Origin of the sequence: Propionimicrobium sp. BV2F7, assembly GCF_000510445.1 — a bacterium.
GTDB lineage: Bacteria > Actinomycetota > Actinomycetes > Propionibacteriales > Propionibacteriaceae > Propionimicrobium > Propionimicrobium lymphophilum.
The window spans coordinates 663,593-683,379 of sequence record NZ_AZIS01000003.1 but is presented as its reverse complement, the minus strand read 5'-3'; the positions used below and the strand labels follow the sequence as shown (position 1 = coordinate 683,379).

Below are 19,787 nucleotides of genomic sequence, written 5' to 3'. Positions count from 1 at the left end.
AACTGCCAGCACACCCATTCAGGTAAGTGAGACCTTATCGACCAAGAACCTCCGGGTTGAGTATGTGGTCTGGGAGTTCACCATCGATAAATTTTTTGATGTCTTTGCTTCCGATTTCTGCAGCCAAATGAGCGGATTCTTTAGATGCTCCTGCTAAATGAGGAGTGATAGTTACTCTCGGTGCAGAAAGAAGCCTGTGCCCCTTGGGCAGCGGTTCTTCTGGTAGGCAGTCAAAGCCTGCCCCAGCCAAATGCCCAGACTCTAAGGCGTCGCAAACCGCGTCATAATCGACCAAAGGACCTCTGGCGCAGTTGATCAAGTACGAACCCTCAGGCATCTTTGCCAGGGCTTTGGAATCTATCATGTGGTAGTTGTCTGGTGTTACTCGTGCGTGGATGGTAACGATCCTAGAATTCTTCAGGAGGTCATCAAGCGTTTCTACGAATTTAAAGCCTGGAGTTGAGCTCTTGTCTTCTAGATAAGGGTCGAAGATGATTACTTCTGCACCTAACGCTGCCATGGCTGATGCGACACGGTGACCAACAGCTCCTAGCCCAATAACTCCAATTGTGGATGAGGCTATTTCAGGACTGGCATTTTCGTATAAGTAGTAATCAGTACCCCAAACACCGTTTTTAACTTCGCTGTCGTGTTGAGCTATTTTTCTCACGGTAGCCAAAATCATGGCGATCGAATGTTCTGCTGTGGACGTAGCATTTCTTCCAGGCGCAGAAGTGACGGCGACATTATTTTTTGTTGCCGCCTCAACATTTATGTTGACCGGACCGCCGCGACAAACTGTAATTAGTCGGAGTTTGGGGCAAGACTCGATTACTCGTTTTGTAAACGGATAAGTGTGAGTAAAGGCAATTTCGCAATCTTGCAGCGCTTTAATTAGTTCGTCTTCGTCACCGAGGGCCTCTTTTACTTCGGTTATGTCATGGAAAGGAGTGGTTGGCCAAGTAGATTTGATAAAACTATGCTTAATCCCAGGATTATGTCGTTCCAGAGCTGTTTCGAGTACTCTGGGTGTTAAGAAACCATCTGCTGCTAAAAGAACTTTCATGTTAATTTACTTGCCTTAATGTATGGACCAAATTTGACTCAGGCATGCAGTATCTCAACTTCATGTGATTTGCAATATTCGGCTATTTCTTTCGGCGGGATTTCGTCAGTTATTAAAAAATCAAAATTTCCCAATTCGCAGGTTTTTGTTAGCGCTTTCCTGTGAAATTTTGATGAATCTGCCATAAGTATTTTGGTGCGTGAAACTTCTAACATCTTTTGTTTAAAAGCTGTCACGTAATCATACGGATTCCACACCGCATTATTAAATATTGCAGTGTCTGACATCATGCAGAAATCAATCTGGAAATCATCAAGATGCTTAATAGCTAGAGGTCCGTAGAAAGAATTGGACCAAGAATAGTATTTTCCGCCAGTAAGCTGAACATCTACGGATGCATGTTTGTTTGCGTGCTTGAGTACAGCTAATGAATTCGTTATCAGTGTGATGGGTGCTGACTTGTCGATGATTCTATCTAGAGCGGGTAATGCAGTAGAAGAATCATCGACAGCCAGCGACGCACCTCTGGGAACCAGTGGGGCCGCGAGAGCAGATATCTTATTTTTTGCGTCTTGTTCGATTTCTGATCTTAGACTCGATGATCTGTCAAAAATTGTAGAAGTCGTAGCTTCTACAATTCCTCTTTTTAAAGTTAAGATTCCTTCATTTTCCAATAACGCTAAATCTCGATAAATGGTCACAACAGAAACGTCTAAAAACGTGGCTAATTGCTCTACGGTCATGCTTCCTTGATCAATAACCGTATTCGTCAAACGAGCTTGTCTTCTGCTGACGTGAGGTATTAACCCGTTATTCGTTTCTGTCACTAGTTCTCCTGCTAATTCGGTACTATGGCGGTTTTTATACCATGTCCGGTAGTGGCGCTTTGAATGCCTTCCACTACAGCGTCTAGCAAAAAGGTGTTGGTGTGCAATGACTTCACGTCAATAGCCCCTTGCTCGATTAGCTCTAGCGCTAAGCGATGGGATTTTCTGCTTGCATTGGAAGCTCCTGTTACCTTCAATTCTCCGTAGTGAATAAGGTTGGGATCGACTTGTGCAAGGTCTGTCTTCGAAAAACCTGCGAAAGCGCTAACGGTGCCACGTTTACGAACAACTTTCAATGCATCGTTGAATAGCCCAGGATGCCCGATGCATACAATCGCTATATCTGCTCCAATGCCATTCGTGTAGTCTCTGACCCGCTCAACTAAGTTCTCGGAGTTTGGGTCAATAGTGAGTGTGGCGCCGAATTTTTCTGCGATTGATCTCCGTTCCTCAGAAGGGTCAGAAACGATCACTCTCGATGCTCCGGCATGAAGACATACTTGAATGTGAAGCAACCCGATAGGACCTGCCCCAATAATGACAACGGTGTTAGAAATCTTTGGCTCGTAAAGATCCGCTCCATTAAGTACACAACCTAGGGGTTCTGCTAGAGACACTTCTACTGGATCTAAGTGGCTTGAGACTTTAAAAATTCCTCCGCGAGTTATGGCAGGGTTTGGAATTTTTATATATTCTGCGAGTCCACCGTCATAGCCATATCCAAATAACTCTGAGTCGGTACAGAGATTTTCGTATCCCTGGATGCAGTAGAAGCATTTTCCGCATGGAACGGTAGGCATCACGCCGACTAAATCGCCTTCGTTGAATCCTTTTATGCCCGAACCAACCTCACACACATAGCCTGAAATCTCGTGCCCAAGGACTACGCCCTTCCTAACACCTGCGGTTTTTTCTCCGCGTAGGATCCTGCCATCCGTGCCGCAGACAGTGTTAGCGCCTACACGTAGGACTATCTCACCTGGGCCGGCTTCTGGAGTTGGGACCTCTTTCACGTTGAGATCCCCAGGTCCATTGAAAATTGCTGCTTTCATTTTGACCTTTCTATTGGTGAACAATCTCTCGGAATTTAGTGATTGTGCCGACGATATCTTCCGCCTGCCAGACATTTCTTCCGAAGATGAGTCCCTTAGCTCCAGATTCGATTGCCTGCGATGCAGACTCAAAGGCCTTTTCGGGTGTGGTCGCGGAGCCGCCAAGGGTAAATACGGGAATATCTCCTACGTCTTCTATTAGAGATTTTTCATCCTCGATATCTCCCACGTATTCCGTCTTGATCGCGTCAGCGCCGATTTCAGCGGCAATGCGGCACATCTGACGAAGCGGGTCGACTGCCTTCTGATCATCATTTTTCAAGCCCCAAAGGGTGGCTTCTACAATCACTGGTAAACCAACCTTGTGGGCTTTGCTGATAAACTTCGCTACCTCTCGGATATTGTCAAAAAACATTCCAGTAGCCTTTGGTCTGCCAATTAGGTAGAGACATGCTGCTGTCGCCCCAAGTGAAAGGGCTTCCTCGGGCTCAACCAGGCTTCTGTATGCTTCACCCATGTCAGCTTTCATATCTGAATCTAGAGTTGTCCAGTCCGCTCTTAGAATTACTTGTGGAGCACCAGGAACAGCGAAATCTGCTGCACACTGCTGGAGCATTCCTCGGTTAATAAGAACGCCTTCGGGCCTGCCCTCAATTATTTTCTTTAAAAGTGAAACAGGGCTACCAATGCCGCGTTTCATCGGCAGAGACTGCCCATGATCGAAGGCCACTATCATGGCCCTGCCAGACTGCTCGTTGAGTAGGCGATTCAGCCTAATTTCCATTCCGCTCATTCTTAATACTCCTCATCAATTTCCGGGTCTTTGCTCGTTCTGGGGAAATCCAAATTGTCTAGGATCTCCATTTCGCTATCATTTAGATCTGCATTAGAGTTGTTTAAATTCGCTTGCCACCGCTGTCGAGTGGTCGATTTAACAATCGAAGATATGTTTCGTTTCTTCGCCCACGAAATGCAGATCGAAGCGGGGGAACAGTCGTATTTTTCTGCGAGCTGCTTAACTTCTGGCTTTTCGAGAAGACCTCTCCCCCTGCCAATTACTCCCCATCCCTGAACTGGTATATCCCGTTCTTGACAGAACTTCACCCAATCGAGTTGCGGGTAGCCAGGATGTAATTCAAATTGATTCACTTCTGGGTAAATGTCGAAACGCTTGTGAATTTCCTCGAGGTATTTGTTAGGAAAATTGCATACGCCAGCGTGTTTTACAAGGCCCTTTTCTTTAAGCTCTAATATTGTTTCGAAAGATTCTAGATAGAGCCCAAGTCGAGGTAATGGCCAGTGAATGTAATAAATATCTACATAATCTAAGCCCAGATTTCGAAGGCTGGCGTAGAAAGCCCTTTTGGCCTGATCCTTACCTTGATCGCCGCCACGAAGCTTAGTGCTAACTAACACCTCGGCCCTGTCGATACCGCTTGCTTTAACTCCCTGGCCAACACCAGCTTCGTTGTGATAACGCATCGCCGTGTCAACCAGACGATATCCATCTTTAATGGCTTGTGACACGCATTCCTTTGCTTTAGCATCGTCCATCTGCCAGGTGCCAAAGCCTATTTCTGGCAGTTTTAATTTTTCGCTCATGCCCCTGCCTCAGCATCTTGCGCTACTGCTAACTCGTGAACTACATCAAGCGTTGACGGGTATAGCTTGAGGTAGTTTTCGTACATTTCGTCGTATTGTTTGGCGACATCAGAATTGGGCGAGACTGTCATTATTGCTTCATTCCATGAAGTATCTGTTTCTACAAGACCAGCTGCCATCGCCGCGAGGAGAGCGTCTCCGTAGCATGCGCCGGTTGTGATCTTTGGAATGAACTGTTCGACATGCAGGGAGTCAGACATGATTTGTGGTAACAAACCTCCCTTAGTGCCGCCACCTACTGCCCAGTATTCAGTTTGTTTCCCACCGGCTTCTGCCATGGTCGATAGGATGTGGCGGCTTCCGTATGTGATCGATTCGAGCGCGGCCCTATAAATATCTCCCTTGGTGTGGGTGAGGTTTAAGCCGGCAAGCACGCCTCTTGCTTTTTCGTCCGCAATTGGGGAACGTTCGCCAGAAAAATAGGGGAGCAGGAGTAAACCGCGAGCTCCAGGTCCGGATTGCTCTGCGGCCTTTGTTAAATCGTCGTAAGAGTTTCCTGTTAAATCGCAGATCCAAGTTGTGATCGAGCCAGAGGTGGACATGCCACCTGCTAACAAATAGGTGTCTTTGAATAGACCAGAGCAAGACCACAGATTTTCTGCCTTTAATGGCTTGTCAGAGATTTGGATGCCAACCATCGTCGAGCCGTACATGATCATGACTTGACCGGGGTTGCGGACGCCAACAGAGAGTCCCTCAACGAATGCGTCAATCGAGCCGACTGCCACCGGAGTTCCGGGTGCGAGGCCAGTAATTCTCGCAGCGTTGTCAGTCACGTACCCAGCGATCTCATTCGACCACATAAGTTTAGGCATGGGCAGATCCCCGCAGATATCTTCTACCCATTCGTCAACCCAGTCATTAGTGATTGGGGAGTAGAGCGGTTCGCACATTGAGGCAGACAAATGATCAAGTACGTATTGTCCTGTTAAGTGGAATACGCAGTAGGTGTGAGCCATCAAGAAGCGGCTAGTTCTTTTCCAAACCTCGGGCTCGTTTTTCTTGACCCAAAGTATTTTCGGACCAACGGACTGCGAGGTCATATTGTTACAGCAGCGATTGTAAATTTCGTCGTATCCGTAACGTTCGTTTAGCTCGTTAATTTCTTCGGAAGCCCTGGTGTCTACGCCGTATAAGATCGCCTGACGCAACGGCATGCCACGATCGTTTGCTGCTAGGAAAACAGGCCCAATGCCTGAAATGCAGATTCCTGCAACGCTGCCCTTTGCTCGTGTGGTGAGCTCTCGGCAAACAGCAACTACGTCAGCCCACCAAACTTCGTCAGCGTCGTGCTCGGCCCAGCCTGGACGAGGGAAGCTTGTTTTGTGCTTGACGATGGTTGTGTGTAATACATTGCCGGCACAGTCAGCCAGAATTCCTTTAGTGGATCCCGTGCCGATATCGATTCCAATGATGAACTTTTCCATTTTCGTCATCTCCTTTGATGGACGTAATCTGCAGGACTTCTTTGCCCCCTCGATCTTCTAATTTACATGAAAAAGATATTAATGAAACAATTTTTGAAAAAAAGTTGATTACGCTTGAATTCTGTGAAAACTTGACGATCAGATTTTTGGCTTTCGAGCGCATATACTTGCGGCGTGTTAAGCGCATTGAGCGGGTTCGCTACTATTTGGGCGATTGCCGGTGTCGGTTGGGTTTTGGCTCACATCGGCATCCTCGACAGGTCTGCTCAGGAGGCGCTAGCCAAGACGTCGTTTCGTGCGGGTCTGCCATGCCTCCTTTTCGCTTCTATGTATCGAGCCGATCTGGGGCGAATCTTTTCCTTCAACGTCTTGGCATCGGCAAGCGCGATAGTGCTGACAGCGCTCATCTATGTGGTCGTATCGCGATTGATCTGGAAGCCGAATCTCGGACACGCTGTCATCGGCACGTTTGCGTCTAGCTACGTGAATGCGAACAATATGGGCGTGCCTATAACGCTTGCGGTGATTGGTGATTCCAGCTGGGTGGCGCCCGTGCTTTTGGTTCAGGTGCTCCTACTCCAGCCTCTCGGACTTTCCATCTTGGATGCTCAACTGGTGAAGAAGAGCGGTCGCGAAGTTTCTAAACTGAGCTACCTGAGCCTGCCGTTCAAGAATCCGATGACGATCGGTGTGCTTTTAGGGATTTTGAGCAATATCGTCAAGATCGAGTACCCCAGCGCATTGCTGAGAACCGTCGAGATCTTAGGAGATTTCTCCGTGCCAGCGATGCTGATTGCTTTTGGTGTCTCCCTGCGGATCGGTCCCATCCCAGGAAGACAAAATGCTGGCGAGACCTGGTTCATCGCGACACTAAAGACAGTTGTCATGCCTTTGGTGGCGGCACTTTTGTCAATCTTTGTGTTCAAGCTCGACTCTGTAACAACTCTTGCTGTGACGGTCATGGCAGGTCTACCGTGTGCCCAGAACGTGTTTGTTTTCGCCATGCGCGGCAAAGAGTCCGTGACCATGGCTCGCGACGCGATTTTCATCACGTCGTTTGCCTGCATACCCGTGATTACAATCTTCGCAACGGTGCTACATGCCGTGTACTGAGATAAGACTCGGATCTTGATTTTGGCAATTAATGCAATCCTTTACCGCAGGCACTGTTATTGAATTGTGATCAGTAATAGCTTGAAGATATGTCAAGGGTTGAAAAATTCACAAAGCAAGAATTGCTCGCTGTCGATGCTTGGTGGCGGGCAAACATGTACCTGAGCGTGGGGCAGATTTATCTGCAAGAAAACCCGCTTCTGCGGCGCCCGCTTAGCGCCGATGATATTAAGCCGAGATTGCTTGGTCACTGGGGAACCAGTGCCGGTCTCGGCTTTATTTATGCCCACTTGAATCGACTGATAAAGAAGACAGGTCAGTCAACGATATACATCGCCGGGCCAGGTCACGGCGGCCCCGCATTGGTTGGTGCCTCTTATCTGGAGGGCACGTATTCCGACTGCTTCCCTAAAGTGACTCAAGACTTTAGTGGGATGCGTCGACTGTTCAGGCAGTTCAGCGCGCCCGGAGGCATTCCGTCGCACTGTTCCGTTACGACCCCCGGTTCGATTCACGAAGGCGGCGAGCTCGGATATGCGTTATCGCACGCATTCGGTGCAGCGTTCGACAATCCGGACCTTCTGGTGGCTGCCGTCGTCGGAGACGGCGAGGCAGAAACTGGTCCGCTAGAGGGCAGCTGGAAGGGCATTAGCTTCCTAAATCCCGTACACGATGGTGCGGTGCTGCCGATCCTGCACCTCAATGGCGCAAAGATCGCCAGCCCGAGCGTCCTCTCGCGAAAGGATCCTGACGAGGTGACCAGCCTGTTCGAAGGCCACGGATACGAAGTCGTCTGGGTAGAGGGCGACGACCTGCCGTGGATGCACGAGAGGTTTGCGGCGGCATTGGCTTACTGCTACGACCAGATTAAGGACATTCAGGAATCTGCTCGCCAAGGCAACTGGGACGGATCTCGTCCGATTTGGCCGATGATTATTCTGCGTACGCCTAAGGGCTGGACGGGCCCGCACCAAGTAGACGGTAAAACGGTTGAGGGCACGTGGCGTGCTCACCAGGTACCGCTGTCAGGTGTCAAGCAGGACCCCGATCATCTAAAGCTCCTCGAGGAGTGGATGCGCTCGTACAAGATCGAGGAATTGTTTAATGAAGATGGGTCGCCCAGCGAGCTTGTCGAGTCGAACAACCCCGAGGGCGATCTTCGGATGTCCGCAAATCCGCACGCTAACGGTGGATTGTTGACGAAGGACCTCAACCTGCCTGACTTCAAGCAGTACGCCGTTGAGGTGACGCCGGGAAGTAGGGCGAGTGACCGACTCGAATCGACTCGAAAGCTCGGAGAGTTCCTGCGCGATATCTACCGGGACAATCCTGATAACTTCAGGCTGTTTTGCCCGGACGAGACAAATTCGAACCGTCTTGGAGCAGTATTCGACGTGTCCGACCGCACCTTCATGGAGCGCGTAAACGTCATCGACGAGAAGCTCAGCCCGCAGGGCCGCGTAATGGAAGTGCTTTCTGAGCACAACTGCCACGGTTGGCTCGATGGCTACAACTTGACTGGCCGGCACGGAATGTTCGCCAGCTACGAGGCATTCGGAATGGTTTCCGCGTCCATGACGATGCAGGCCGCTAAGTGGCTGCAAGAAGCCAACGCTCTCGACTGGCGAGCCAAGGTGCCGAGCACCAATATTTTGCTTAGTTCGACTTGTTGGCGTAACGACCACAACGGTTTCAGCCATCAAGCTCCGGAACTTCTGCAGATCGTGTTGAACATGCGCGGTGAGGTGGGCAGGATTTACCTACCGCCGGACGCCAACTGCCTGCTTGCCGTCAGCGACCACGTGTTCCGCACTAAGAACTTGGTTAACTTGATCGTACAAGATAAGCAGCCTCAGCCGCAGTGGCTGAGCATGGACGAGGCCATCGAGCATTGCAACCGTGGCTACGGTATCTGGGATTGGGCTGGCAGCGAGGGGCTCGGCGACGAGGATCCTGACATCGTCGTTGCCTGCGCAGGCGATGTTGTGACCATGGAAGCGGTTGCTGCGGCTGAGATTGTTAAGACCGTGTGCCCTCAGATCAAGATCAGGTTCGTTAACGTCGTTAACCTGACCAGTCTCTACAGGCCTAAGGACCACCCTAGCGGCATGAGCACCCAGCACTTTAAGGATCTGTTCACCGACGATGTCGATGTAATCTTCGCCTTCCACGGTTATCCGGGCGCTATCCACCAGCTGGTGCATGGCCGTCCCGATGCGGATCGCTTCCGCGCTCGTGGCTTCAAGGAGCAGGGCACCACGACGACACCGTTCGACATGGTGGTTCGTAACGAAATCGACCGTTACCACTTGGTGATGGACATCCTCAATAACGCTAAGAGGGTGCCTGATAACGCGATCAAGCTGTACCGCTGGTGCGAGTCGCAGCTTGCTCGTCACCAGGAGTACATCGTGGAGCATCTGGAGGATATGCCCGAGGTCCGAAACTGGAAACTCGGCAGTTTCGATGCTCCTGATCTGGATGCCAACCCGAACCATAGCGAGGCGCACGTAGCGCGTCCTCCGCTGCCGGACCGCTAGAAAGAAGCGTGATAAGTGGGGCCTCGAGGGGCTCCACTTCTCACGTCTAGCCAAAAAAATTTGCCAAACTCAACGCTCAAATTCCGGAGCTTGGTTTTCAAAATGATGAATAAGGCTCTGACTGGGGCATTCGCGAAATCTCAAGGGTGTTGAGAATCTATTCAGGTGAGTTTGGCAGAAAAATCAAGTTACTGAATTTTTGCGCCCTCAGTGTCGATTCCTGGGGTGAGCATCCGCCAGCCGTCCGCGCTCGCGGCTCTCGCGGCGTCCTCGTCGACTTCGCCGAGCACCAACACGGTGGGGCCAGCTCCGGAGATGACGGCCGGGTGGCCCTCGGCACGGAGCCGGTCGATCAGTTTCATGGTTTCGGGCAGCACGCCGCGACGGTAGTCCTGGTGCAGCCTGTCCTCGGTGCCTTCCATAAGCAGGTCGCGTCGCCCATTTAGCGCGAGCATCAGCACCGCGGCCCGGCAAGTATTGAAAACCGCGTCCTCTCGGGGAATCGAGTTCGGCAGCACCTCACGAGCTTTTTCCGTTGCCAGACGCAATCCGAAAGGGGGCGCGAAGAGCGTCACGGGCTGCGTGGCGTCGACGGGCATGGGTGCGGATTGGGGCTTACCCTTGTCGTCCATCCAGGCAACCGTCGCGCCGCCGAAAACTGCAGGCGCCACGTTGTCAGGATGTCCTTCGAATGCGGTGGCGATGGAGAAGATCGTGTGGTCGTCAAGGCTGGATTCGTCTTCCGCGAAGCCGCGGGCAAGCATCAGGCCCGCGACGATCGCCGCAGCCGAAGAACCGAGCCCTCCTCCCTGCGGGATTCGGTTGGTACAGTGCAGCTCGAAGCCGCTCTGGTGCAGTCCAGCTGTTTCTAGGCCGACTCGCAGAGTGCGCACGATCAGGTTTCCGTCGTCGCCGGGGACGCTGGCTCCTGCGCCTTCGTCCTTGGCGTAGACACGGGTGTGTCCGGAAATGGGACGCGCGGTTACCTCGTCGTAATAGCGAAATGCCATTCCGAACGAGTCGAAACCGGGACCCATGTTTGCCGTCGTGGCTGGGACCCTAACCTTGACCGTGGTGTCTTTGACCTGCATAGAAGCCCACATTACAGGTGGTATGGCGCATATGGAACGAACGTGTTGCCTGTTGGTTTAGGCTAGATGGGATATGTCTGAGCCAACAATCGATTTTCCGGCACTGCCGATCAGTTCCCACGTTGACGAGATAGTGGGGCTGTTGAGGGAGCATCCCGTCATCGTTGTGGCCGGTGAGACCGGTTCGGGTAAAACCACTCAGCTGCCAAAGATGTGTTTGCTCGCTGGCAGGCAGAGCATCGGGCACACTCAGCCCAGGCGGATAGCCGCTAGGAGCGTTGCCGAGCGAATCGCTGAAGAAACCGGCACGAACCTGGGGCAGCTAGTTGGCTATCAGGTTAGGTTTACTCGCCAGACCGGTGCCGATACCCGGATCAAGCTCATGACCGACGGAATCTTGTTAAACGAGATCACCCACGATCGAGATCTTCGAAAATACGACACGATAATCATTGATGAGGCGCACGAGCGAAGCCTGAACATCGATTTCCTACTCGGATACCTAAAACAGCTTTTGGCTAGGCGTGACGATCTAAAGGTGATCATCACATCGGCGACAATCGACACAGCTCGGTTTTCGAAACATTTTGGTGACGCTCCGATCGTTGAGGTTTCCGGACGTGGTTATCCGGTCGAAATTCGTTACCGTCCGCTGGCTCGTGATGGCCAAGAAATTGAGCAGTCTGAGGGCATAGTCGAGGCGGTCCGCGAACTCATCGGCGTTGGCCGTGGCGACATCCTGGTTTTCTGTTCGGGGGAGCGCGAGATTCGCGACGCGCAAGATGTGATTGATGACGCGATCACCGCTAAACGGCTTGCTCCGATGGAAGTTTTGCCGCTTCACTCCGGGCTCTCCGCCGTGGAACAGCATCGGATTTTCCAGTCCCACAGGGGACGGCGAATCGTGATATCTACGAACATCGCAGAAACCTCCCTGACGGTGCCGGGAATTAGATACGTCATTGATGCCGGAACTGCGCGTATCTCCCGCTATTCCGCAAGGACCAAGGTGCAGCGCCTGCCAATCGAGCCGATTAGCCAGGCGTCCGCGAATCAGCGGGCAGGCCGCTGCGGCCGTGTCGCACCCGGCGTGGCAATTCGGCTATACAGCGAAGAGGATTTTGCGGCTCGTGACGAATTCACCGAGCCGGAGATCCTTCGCACTAATCTTGCTTCGGTAATCCTCCAGATGGCCAAGGCCAGGTTGGGAGACATTGAGAATTTCCCGTTCGTTGAGGCTCCGGATTCCTCTCAAATCGCCGACGGCGTTCGACTGCTCGACGAACTCGGAGCCCTTGCTAAGCGCAAGCCGACCAGGCTGACTCGTGTCGGACACGCGCTCGCCGAACTTCCGATCGACCCGAAGCTGGGCAGGATGCTAATCGAGGCGTCCAGGCGCGATTGCCTAAAGGAAGTACTGATAGTGGTTTCTTTCTTGGGCATTCAGGACATTCGTGAACGGCCGGCGGAGCAGCGCGAGCAAGCAGATCAGCTTCACGCCAGGTTCTTTTCCGATGCGGCAATGGATCAGCCTCTTGCGGGCGACAAAAAACAAAAAGAGCGCGTCGATTACGGTCAGGCGAAAGCAGGTGAGCCGCTGCGCTTCACCGTGCACACTTCTAAAACTGAGCGCGCCCGGGCGATGAACGCAAAAAAGGTGAAAGCTAAGGCCCAACCCGGCGGCGACAGCGGAGGAGACATAATCGCGATCCTTCGCATGTGGGGCTACTTGAAGGTCAAACGCAGGGAGCTTTCCGGAAATCAGTTTCGTAAACTTTGCCGCAACGAATTCTTGAACTTTATGCGCACCCGAGAGTGGCAAGACCTGCACACTCAACTTGGTCAGATCTGCAAGTCGCTGAAGATGAAGAAGAACGATAAACCAGCCTCTTACGACAAGGTGATCATCAGCGCTCTTTCGGGACTGCTGGGAAATATCGGATTCCAGCTGCCCCGGCCTGAAAAACCAAAAACCGGAAAGCGGCTCAGACGTCCATTAACTGAATTCCAGGGCGCGAGGGGAGCCAAGTTCGCCATCCAGCCGGGCTCCGCTCTGGCCAAGAATCCTCCGCAGTTGGTGGTGGCTGTGGAGTTGGTTGAGACTTCTAGGTTGTGGGCGAGGACGGTCGAAGAGATTCAGCCTGAGTGGGTTGAGCAAATCGGCGGGCACTTGTTGAAGCGAAATTACACGGAACCGCATTTCGCCGCTAGCCGCAATAACGTCGTGGCAAGGGAACGTGCAACCCTGCTTGGTGTGCCGATTTTCGCCGACAGATTGGTGAATTTCGGTCGGATAGACCCTGCAGAGGCGCGAAAGATTTTCATCCAGACTGGCATCGTAGAGGGTGAGTGGCGCCCGGACGATCGACACGCTAACCACGACTTCCTTAGGCACAATCGAGCCGTGCTTGCGGAAGCGGATGAGATCGTCGACCGGACTCGTGGCAGCGGAATTTTCGTTGACGATCGAGATATTTTCGAGTTCTACGACGTGCGCTTGCCAAGCGACGTCAACTCCCAGTCCACTTTCGACAAGTGGTGGAAGAAGTATCCCGATAAGACATTCCTCGAGTTTGATATCGACCTGTTCGCAGAAGAGGAAGACATTGCGTCCGCTCGCGAGCAGTTCCCGGACAGGTGGCAGTTCGGCGACCTTAATTTGCCGGTCAGCTACGAGTTCGCTCCTGGAGCCGGCAGGGATGGCGTCTCGGTAAAAATGCCACTCGCGCAGTTGAACCAGATCTCTCCGGAACCGTTCTCGTGGCAGGTGCCTGGGCTTCGCCTAGAGCTGGCGACGGAACTGATCAGGCATTTGCCTAAGCAGGTCCGCACGCAATTTGTTCCTGCACCAGATCATGCGCGTGCCGCATTAACTTGGCTCGAGGAGAACGGGGCGGATAGAACCAAACGTTTTTGCGACGAGCTGGGACGCGCGCTATTTGCACTGAACGGTGTTGCAGTCGACTCTAACGATTGGAACCCGTTCAAGGTGCCCGACCACCTGCAGGTCGGGTTCGAGGTGACCAGGCCCGGACGAGACGCCGTTTACAGTAACGATCTAGGCGAGCTGCGCAAAGATCTTGCCGTTCAGGTTGCAAAAACGATTAACAAGGCGGCACCTAGGTCGCAGAAGTCGGATAGTTGGACTTTCGGCGATATTCCCCAAACCAAAAAGGTCAAGCGTTCGGGCATCACCGCGATTGGATATCCTGCGCTTCGCGACTTCGGCTCTAACGTTGGGCAGGTGCTCGAGGAGACTGAGGAGCGACAGCGGGCGACTCACTCTAGGGGAGTGCGGCGTCTTCTTCAGCTGGTCAATCCGGACCCGACACGCTGGGCGGTTTCAAGGATGCGTAACGACCAGAAGCTGGCGCTGCCGTCCAGCCCGTACGACTCGCTGCAGGATCTGCTGACGGACGCCTGGTTGAAGGCGGCTGGGCAGGCGGCGGAGGCGCACGGCGGGTTGTTGGTCTGGAACGAGAAGGATTTCGACAGGCTGGCATTAGAAGTTCGCCAGGACCAGGCGGACCAGATGGTCAGAGTGGTGGACGTGGCTGCGAAGGTCTGCGAGTTGGCCGCTCAAGTCCGCGTTCAAGCTGCGGAGAGCCCAATCGGCGACGAGATCGTCCGTCAGCTAGAGGATCTCTACTTCCCAGGTTTCATCTCCTTCATCCGTGACCCCTGGTATCGGCAGCTGCCGAAATACCTGGAGGCGATGCTGGGTAGGATGCGCGCCTACGCCTCTAACCCAGGCCGTGACTCGAGCAACGCCGATGTTATTTATCAGCTGCTCGATGAATACGACGCGCTCTGCGAGCGCCTGCCCCAGGGCCCGATCCCGGACGAGGTGGACGATATCGCCTTCATGATCGAGGAGCTGCGGGTGCAGTTCTTCGCTCAGCAGTTGGGCACGGCGATGCCGGTTTCAGCGAAGCGGATTAGAAAAGCGATGGCAGAGATCTAGCCTGGCAGAAAAATGTTTGTTATTTAGACGCTTAATTTTGATACAAGGCTTAGGGGGATTAACTGAAGCGTCCTGGGTTTTGTTCCTACTCGTTTTTGAGAGGGTTAGGGATATGTCTAAGAGGTATTCTCAGGATTTTGAGGATCGTGCGGTGTGGTTGCTTTCTGTTCGGTTGGCTGCTGATCGTTCGTGTTCGTAGTGGAGGGCGGTTAATGAGATTGCTTCGAAGCTGGGGATCGCGAATGAGTCATTGCGCCGTTGGTATGAGCGGCATCTTGTGAACACGGGTGAGCGGCAGGGGTTCACGCGTGAAGAGCATGAGGAAATCAAACGGCTCAAACGCTAGAATGCGCAGCTGCGTAGGGCGAATGAGATTTTGAAAACTGCCTCGGCTTTTTCGCAGCGCAGCTCGACCGTCCGGCCCGATGATGATTGCTTATATTGACGAATATAAGGGGTCGTTTCGGGGTTGAGCCGATTTGCCGGGTATTGGATGCGAGTCTGGAAGGAGGGTTTATTACCTCTCGCGGCTACCGGCTAGCGAAGAGCAGACCAGCAAGCGCCAGAAGCATTCGTGATCGGATTCTTGCTGAAGAACTACGCGAGTGAATGTTACGCATCACTGCGATCATGGCTCGCAGTACACGAGTATTGCCTATAACGAGAAACTGGCTGATTACGGGATCAAGCCCTCCACGGGTGGGTGATTCCTACGATAACGCGCTAGCCGAAGCGGTCAACGGCCTATATAAGGCTGAGTTAATCTATTCACAATCATGGGCTTCTTTGACAGAGGTTGAGTTCGCCACGCTGAACTGGGTGCACTGGTGGAACAATGAGCGCCTACACGAAGCGCTCGGATACCGCACTCCAGCCGACATCATCGATATGTATAATCAAACTCGGGTCAGCGAGCTGACCCCCGTATAAGAAGTGGAACAAAGCCCAGGATTCTTCTATATTTGTCAAGCGGCTATGGAAAGCTCGTGTTGGGCATTGAGTGTGCGATAGACTCGGCGAGCGATATAGCGTTTGAGACAGCGTCGGATTTCTCGGTCTGTTTTTCCTTCTTCGCGTCTTCTCGCCACGTATTTTCTTGTTTCCTCGTCATGGGTCATTTTCACGATGGCAACCATGTGTAGAGCGCTGTTAAGCTTACGATCTCCTCCGCGATTGAGCCGGTGTCGAACCGTGTTGCCTGACGAGGCCGGGATTGGATTAACGCCTGCAAGTGACGCAAATTCTGCCTCCGTTCTTATTCTTCCGTAGTGAGACCAGGCCGCGAGACATTTCGCCGCACTCACGGCGCCAAATCTTGTCTCTTGAAGTAATGGTGCGGCTTCACTGATCTGGACCAGTCCAGCAAGATCACGCTCGTTGGCCCCAAGTTCGCAATCGAGTTCAAGAATCTGGCGAGCAAGTCTTTTCGCTTCGGTTCTAGCAACCCGTAACTCGATATCCTCCCCGCGCATTCGCCACGAGGCAATCTGTTCGATCTGAGTTCGTGATAACGCGCTACGCGCATCGATACCCAACGGGTTGCCACGCACAAGAGCAGTCAGCGCGTTTACTTTCCGGGTGCTTTCACCTGCCAGTAGTTCTCGAGACGCGACAAGGATCCGGATTGCTTGACGAATACCTTTACCGAGGCGAGGCCGACGCAACTTATCCACCGGCAACCCCAGTGCTGCTCGCGCGATCCTTGCAGAGTCCAATTCATCAGTCTTCCCCACACCGGCACGATGCTGAGAATCAACACGGGGCGCTTCAGCGACCGAAAAATCACTCGCCAGCACCATGCCTGTCAGAACAGCACCATAAGAAGAAGTGCCTTCAATCACCCACAAAGCTTCCACATGTGAACGAGTGCGATGAACAACCCACCTCATCGCACGTTTCAGCCCTGCTTCCGTCGTGGGAAACTTCTGCGATCCTAAAAGTTCGCCCGTGGAAGAGACAAGAACTGAATACACGTGATGGCGAGCATGAGTATCAACACCCACAACATACGGGTGAACATGAGCAACAATAGACATAGCGGTAATACCTTCCCCATAAGTGGAAACCAATGACCGTCAGGCCGATACCGACCTAGGGAGGAATCACCTCGGAACATGTCTGTAAGGTGTCACGAATTCACGCGGACAATCTTCTGATCAAGCTACCGACGTGGGCTAGGCGGTATCGGCCGCACCATCGAGTAGCGGACAAATCCTGGGAAAGACAATCTTGTCAAACGCTTCAAGAGTCACACCACACGAGAGTAACGGCCAATACCAATCCTGTCAGCCAATCCCAGACCAGCCACCCCAAGACTTACAGACACTTCAACTCACCAAATCAGCACGATCGAATAAATTTACAAAAGTTCACAATAGTGGTTGACAAAAGAAACACATCGACATAAATTGTCGGCTATAAAGTTTTAAATATGAACTTTTGTCCAAAGGAGGGCGGAAATGAGTCAACCATGGCAGTCGGATGCCAGGAGGGTGGCAAATCACATACGAACCCGGGTTCTGGAATTATGTTTGGAAAAAAATGGAACGTATTTAAGCCAGGCTCTGTCTTCGGCTGAAATTTTAGGCGCGTTGTATGTTAAGGTCTTGCACTTAGCTCCGTTGGCTAAGCCTCTTTGTACACCAATGTTTACGGGCACTCCTGGTAGTCATAATCCTTCTCCTTCTGGGGGTAGGTTCCATGGTGAACCAGGTGCCCTATATGATCGTTTCCTAATTTCACCTGCCCATTACGCAGTGGGGATTTACGCCGCGCTGGAGGCTGTTGGCCGTTTGGACCGTTCGGCATTCATGACTTTCAATGAGGATGGGTCAACGCTTGAGATGATTGGCGCGGAGCATTCTCCTGGGTTTGAACTCACTACAGGTTCATTTGGCCAGGCGCTATCTCAGGCTTGTGGAATAGCGCAAGCTCGAAAGGTCAAGGGGGAAAGTGGAAGAACATTTGTATTCATTTCTGACGGCGAGTTGGAAGAAGGGCAGACTTGGGAAGCTGCCCAAGCTGCCGCATTTTTTAAACTGGACAAGGTGCATGTATTCGTTGACGTAAACGGCCAGCAGTATGACGGAAATACTAAAGATGTCATGAATATTGAACCGATTGATGCCAGATTTAAAGCTTTCGGTTGGAATGTCCACCGAGTTGATGGCCATGACGTGGAAGCTATTGCTGGAACCGCAGAAATGGAGCCTAACGGTAAACCCACTGTCACGCTGTGCGATACGAACACTACGCAGGGAATTCCATATCTGGATAGTCGTAAACCTCATTTGCATTATGTACGTCCGAAATCAGAAGCAGATGTTATTGCGCTGAAAGAAGCACTGGTTAATTTTAAGAAGGGCATAGCATGATTACGATGGAAAAACAAGTCCACGCGCGGCATATTGTTAAATGGGCGGCAGACAAACCTGATGTTGTAGTTTTCTCGGGCGATTTGACAGCATCTACAGAAATAACAGAATTTTCTGAAACCTATCCCCAAAGATTTTATCTAATGGGAATGGCAGAGCAGAATATGCTTTCTTGGGCAGGCGGTATGGCTCGAGAAGGTTTTGTTCCATTGGTGCATACCTTTGCGGTTTTCCTAACTAGGAGACCATACGACCAAGTAGCAATGTCTATTGCGTATCCAAATTTGAATGTGAAGTTAGTTGGTTTTTTACCAGGAATGATGACCCCTGGCGGTGTTACTCATCAGGCTATTGATGATATAAATCTCATGCGCGGACTGCCTAACTTTACGGTATTGGAGTGCGGAGATGCTGCAGATGTTGAATCTGTGTTGGATGTAGCATATTCGATAAATGGGCCGGTATATATAAGGCAACTGCGCGGTATTATTCCTAGATTATTTGACACTCCAATGGAGCTTTCGAAGGCGAGACAAGTTAGCCAAGGCGATGCGGCACTAGTCTTGTCATCCGGAGTCATGACGCAGGAAGTAATTCGCGCCTCAGCAGTCTTAGCTAAACATGGGATCAATATCAAACATCTACATATTTCCACATTGAAACCATTCGATGATCCTGAAGTGGATAAGGCTCTATTGGATGCGAAATGTCCGATATTCACGGTTGAAAATCATTATGTGATCGGGGGGCTGGGATCCTGTGTAGCTGAGCGGATGGCTGAACTTGGGGCAAGTAGCAAATTACATAAAATTGCGATACCTGGATTTGCTCACGGCGCAAATATGCCATACCTACTCGCTGAGTTCAACATGGATGCAAAGGCGATCGCAGAAAGAATAGCGAAAGCAGTAGGCGTGCCAGTTTCGGTAGTAAGTGAAGAAATTCCCGAAATTGGATCTTTGGATCCTTCATCAAAAGATGGTGACCAATTGGAGGCTTTGTAATGTTGGAGCAATTAAAAGAAGAAGTGTGTCGTGCGAATCGTGAGCTTCCTGAATCTAATCTGGTGGTAGGGACATCCGGCAACGTGTCGGGTCGTGATGAGGAAACCGGTTTAATCGTTATAAAGCCTTCAGGCGTAAAGTTTCGAGACTTGACGCCGGATGATATGTCAGTTGTTAACTTGGATGGAGAACAGGTTGCTGGAGACAGGAAACCATCTGTTGACACAGCGTCACATTGCTATGTATATCGGCATAGACCGGACGTAAATGGCATAGTGCATACCCACTCGAGATATGCTACGGCATTTGCGGTAAGAGGTGAATATATACCTTGTATTAGTACCTTGGCTGCAGATATTTTTGGAGGCAGGATACCTGTATCTGATTATGCTGCCATAGGCACCGATGAAATTGGTAAACAGATAATAAAGTACTTGGGTAATTCGAGTGCTGTATTGCTGAGAAGCCATGGCGTGTTCACCATTGGGAAGGACTGCAACCAGGCGTTGAGGTCTGCTACTTATGTGGAAGAAATTGCTGAAGTTGCCCATTTAGCGCTGCAACTCGGTTCACTTGACGAGCTAGACGATCAGGTGATTGCTGAATCGCGCGCTTGGTATTTGAAAGAATATGGACAGACGCCAGTTAAAGATGGCGCATAACAATG

14 protein-coding genes and 1 pseudogene are annotated in these 19,787 nt (G+C 51.6%); 7 read left to right on the top strand and 8 right to left on the bottom strand.

All coding sequences use genetic code 11. From position 1 onward, the window contains the following. Positions 1–34: 34 nt before the first annotated feature. The 6 genes from HMPREF1255_RS04040 to HMPREF1255_RS04015 are packed head-to-tail and all read right to left on the bottom strand — an operon-like array spanning position 35 to position 6,043. Entirely contained in the window at positions 35–1,066 is a 1,032-nt protein-coding gene (locus tag HMPREF1255_RS04040; protein WP_016455710.1) for a 2-hydroxyacid dehydrogenase, read from the bottom strand. A 38-nt stretch (positions 1,067–1,104) separates the two neighbouring features. Then, positions 1,105–1,893, bottom strand: coding sequence for a DeoR/GlpR family DNA-binding transcription regulator (locus HMPREF1255_RS04035; RefSeq protein WP_016455711.1), 789 nt, complete (start codon positions 1,891–1,893; stop codon positions 1,105–1,107). An 11-nt stretch (positions 1,894–1,904) separates the two neighbouring features. Then, positions 1,905–2,945 (bottom strand): alcohol dehydrogenase catalytic domain-containing protein, encoded by a 1,041-nt coding sequence (locus tag HMPREF1255_RS04030; RefSeq protein ID WP_024110650.1) that lies wholly within the window; start codon positions 2,943–2,945, stop codon positions 1,905–1,907. Positions 2,946–2,955: 10 nt separating this feature from the next. Beyond that, positions 2,956–3,738: a class I fructose-bisphosphate aldolase gene (locus HMPREF1255_RS04025; protein WP_016455713.1), complete on the bottom strand. Its 783-nt coding sequence runs from the start codon at positions 3,736–3,738 to the stop codon at positions 2,956–2,958. A gap of 2 nt (positions 3,739–3,740) precedes the next feature. Next, positions 3,741–4,547, bottom strand: a complete 807-nt coding sequence (locus HMPREF1255_RS04020; RefSeq protein ID WP_024110546.1) for an aldo/keto reductase — start codon at positions 4,545–4,547, stop codon at positions 3,741–3,743. Then, the gene (locus tag HMPREF1255_RS04015; protein ID WP_231376309.1) at positions 4,544–6,043 is read right to left on the bottom strand and encodes an FGGY-family carbohydrate kinase; all 1,500 of its coding nucleotides are present in this window, start codon (positions 6,041–6,043) and stop codon (positions 4,544–4,546) included. The genes HMPREF1255_RS04020 and HMPREF1255_RS04015 overlap by 4 nt, the downstream gene beginning before the upstream one ends. A 165-nt stretch (positions 6,044–6,208) precedes the next feature. Between HMPREF1255_RS04015 and HMPREF1255_RS04010 the strand changes: the two genes are divergently transcribed. Beyond that, complete coding sequence (locus tag HMPREF1255_RS04010) at positions 6,209–7,147, top strand: AEC family transporter (RefSeq protein WP_016455716.1); 939 nt, start codon at positions 6,209–6,211, stop codon at positions 7,145–7,147. 89 nt (positions 7,148–7,236) lie between these two features. After that, positions 7,237–9,687, top strand: coding sequence for a phosphoketolase (locus tag HMPREF1255_RS04005; RefSeq protein ID WP_024110887.1), 2,451 nt, complete (start codon positions 7,237–7,239; stop codon positions 9,685–9,687). Positions 9,688–9,875: 188 nt separating this feature from the next. Here the strand turns inward: HMPREF1255_RS04005 and thrB are convergent, their stop codons facing one another. Then, positions 9,876–10,778: a homoserine kinase gene (thrB, locus tag HMPREF1255_RS04000; RefSeq protein WP_024110800.1), complete on the bottom strand. Its 903-nt coding sequence runs from the start codon at positions 10,776–10,778 to the stop codon at positions 9,876–9,878. Between the two features lie 73 nt (positions 10,779–10,851). Between thrB and hrpA the strand changes: the two genes are divergently transcribed. Together hrpA and HMPREF1255_RS10175 are read left to right on the top strand one after the other, a co-directional pair. Beyond that, the gene (gene hrpA, locus HMPREF1255_RS03995; protein WP_024110861.1) at positions 10,852–14,742 is read left to right on the top strand and encodes an ATP-dependent RNA helicase HrpA; all 3,891 of its coding nucleotides are present in this window, start codon (positions 10,852–10,854) and stop codon (positions 14,740–14,742) included. A 112-nt stretch (positions 14,743–14,854) separates the two neighbouring features. Then, a pseudogene (locus tag HMPREF1255_RS10175) lies at positions 14,855–15,672 on the top strand (integrase core domain-containing protein). A gap of 35 nt (positions 15,673–15,707) precedes the next feature. Here HMPREF1255_RS10175 and HMPREF1255_RS03985 read toward each other — a convergent pair. Further along, entirely contained in the window at positions 15,708–16,778 is a 1,071-nt protein-coding gene (locus HMPREF1255_RS03985; RefSeq protein ID WP_024110591.1) for an IS110 family transposase, read from the bottom strand. 423 nt (positions 16,779–17,201) lie between these two features. On the opposite strand from HMPREF1255_RS03985, the gene HMPREF1255_RS03980 reads away from it, so the two are divergent. Genes HMPREF1255_RS03980 through HMPREF1255_RS03970 form a run of 3 tightly spaced genes read left to right on the top strand, consistent with a single transcriptional unit; the run spans position 17,202 to position 19,782 of the window. Next, the gene (locus HMPREF1255_RS03980; protein WP_024110711.1) at positions 17,202–18,116 is read left to right on the top strand and encodes a transketolase; all 915 of its coding nucleotides are present in this window, start codon (positions 17,202–17,204) and stop codon (positions 18,114–18,116) included. After that, positions 18,113–19,120, top strand: a complete 1,008-nt coding sequence (locus HMPREF1255_RS03975; protein WP_024110850.1) for a transketolase family protein — start codon at positions 18,113–18,115, stop codon at positions 19,118–19,120. The genes HMPREF1255_RS03980 and HMPREF1255_RS03975 overlap by 4 nt, the downstream gene beginning before the upstream one ends. Then, positions 19,120–19,782 carry an L-ribulose-5-phosphate 4-epimerase gene (locus tag HMPREF1255_RS03970; RefSeq protein ID WP_036916842.1) on the top strand — a complete coding sequence of 221 codons (663 nt, stop codon included), beginning with the start codon at positions 19,120–19,122 and terminating at the stop codon, positions 19,780–19,782. The genes HMPREF1255_RS03975 and HMPREF1255_RS03970 overlap by 1 nt, the downstream gene beginning before the upstream one ends. The last annotated feature ends 5 nt before the right edge of the window (positions 19,783–19,787 follow it).

Excerpts from the sequence above, each read along its gene's own strand:
- HMPREF1255_RS04040 (WP_016455710.1), bottom strand. The coding sequence starts at position 1,066 with ATGAAAGTTCTTTTAGCAGCAGATGGTTTCTTAACACCCAGAGTACTC.
- HMPREF1255_RS04030 (WP_024110650.1), bottom strand. The coding sequence starts at position 2,945 with ATGAAAGCAGCAATTTTCAATGGACCTGGGGATCTCAACGTGAAAGAG.
- HMPREF1255_RS04025 (WP_016455713.1), bottom strand. The coding sequence starts at position 3,738 with ATGAGCGGAATGGAAATTAGGCTGAATCGCCTACTCAACGAGCAGTCT.
- HMPREF1255_RS04020 (WP_024110546.1), bottom strand. The coding sequence starts at position 4,547 with ATGAGCGAAAAATTAAAACTGCCAGAAATAGGCTTTGGCACCTGGCAG.
- HMPREF1255_RS04015 (WP_231376309.1), bottom strand. The coding sequence starts at position 6,043 with ATGACGAAAATGGAAAAGTTCATCATTGGAATCGATATCGGCACGGGA.
- HMPREF1255_RS04005 (WP_024110887.1), top strand. The coding sequence starts at position 7,237 with ATGTCAAGGGTTGAAAAATTCACAAAGCAAGAATTGCTCGCTGTCGAT.
- thrB (WP_024110800.1), bottom strand. The coding sequence starts at position 10,778 with ATGCAGGTCAAAGACACCACGGTCAAGGTTAGGGTCCCAGCCACGACG.
- hrpA (WP_024110861.1), top strand. The coding sequence starts at position 10,852 with ATGTCTGAGCCAACAATCGATTTTCCGGCACTGCCGATCAGTTCCCAC.
- HMPREF1255_RS03985 (WP_024110591.1), bottom strand. The coding sequence starts at position 16,778 with ATGTCTATTGTTGCTCATGTTCACCCGTATGTTGTGGGTGTTGATACT.
- HMPREF1255_RS03980 (WP_024110711.1), top strand. The coding sequence starts at position 17,202 with ATGAGTCAACCATGGCAGTCGGATGCCAGGAGGGTGGCAAATCACATA.
- HMPREF1255_RS03975 (WP_024110850.1), top strand. The coding sequence starts at position 18,113 with ATGATTACGATGGAAAAACAAGTCCACGCGCGGCATATTGTTAAATGG.
- HMPREF1255_RS03970 (WP_036916842.1), top strand. The coding sequence starts at position 19,120 with ATGTTGGAGCAATTAAAAGAAGAAGTGTGTCGTGCGAATCGTGAGCTT.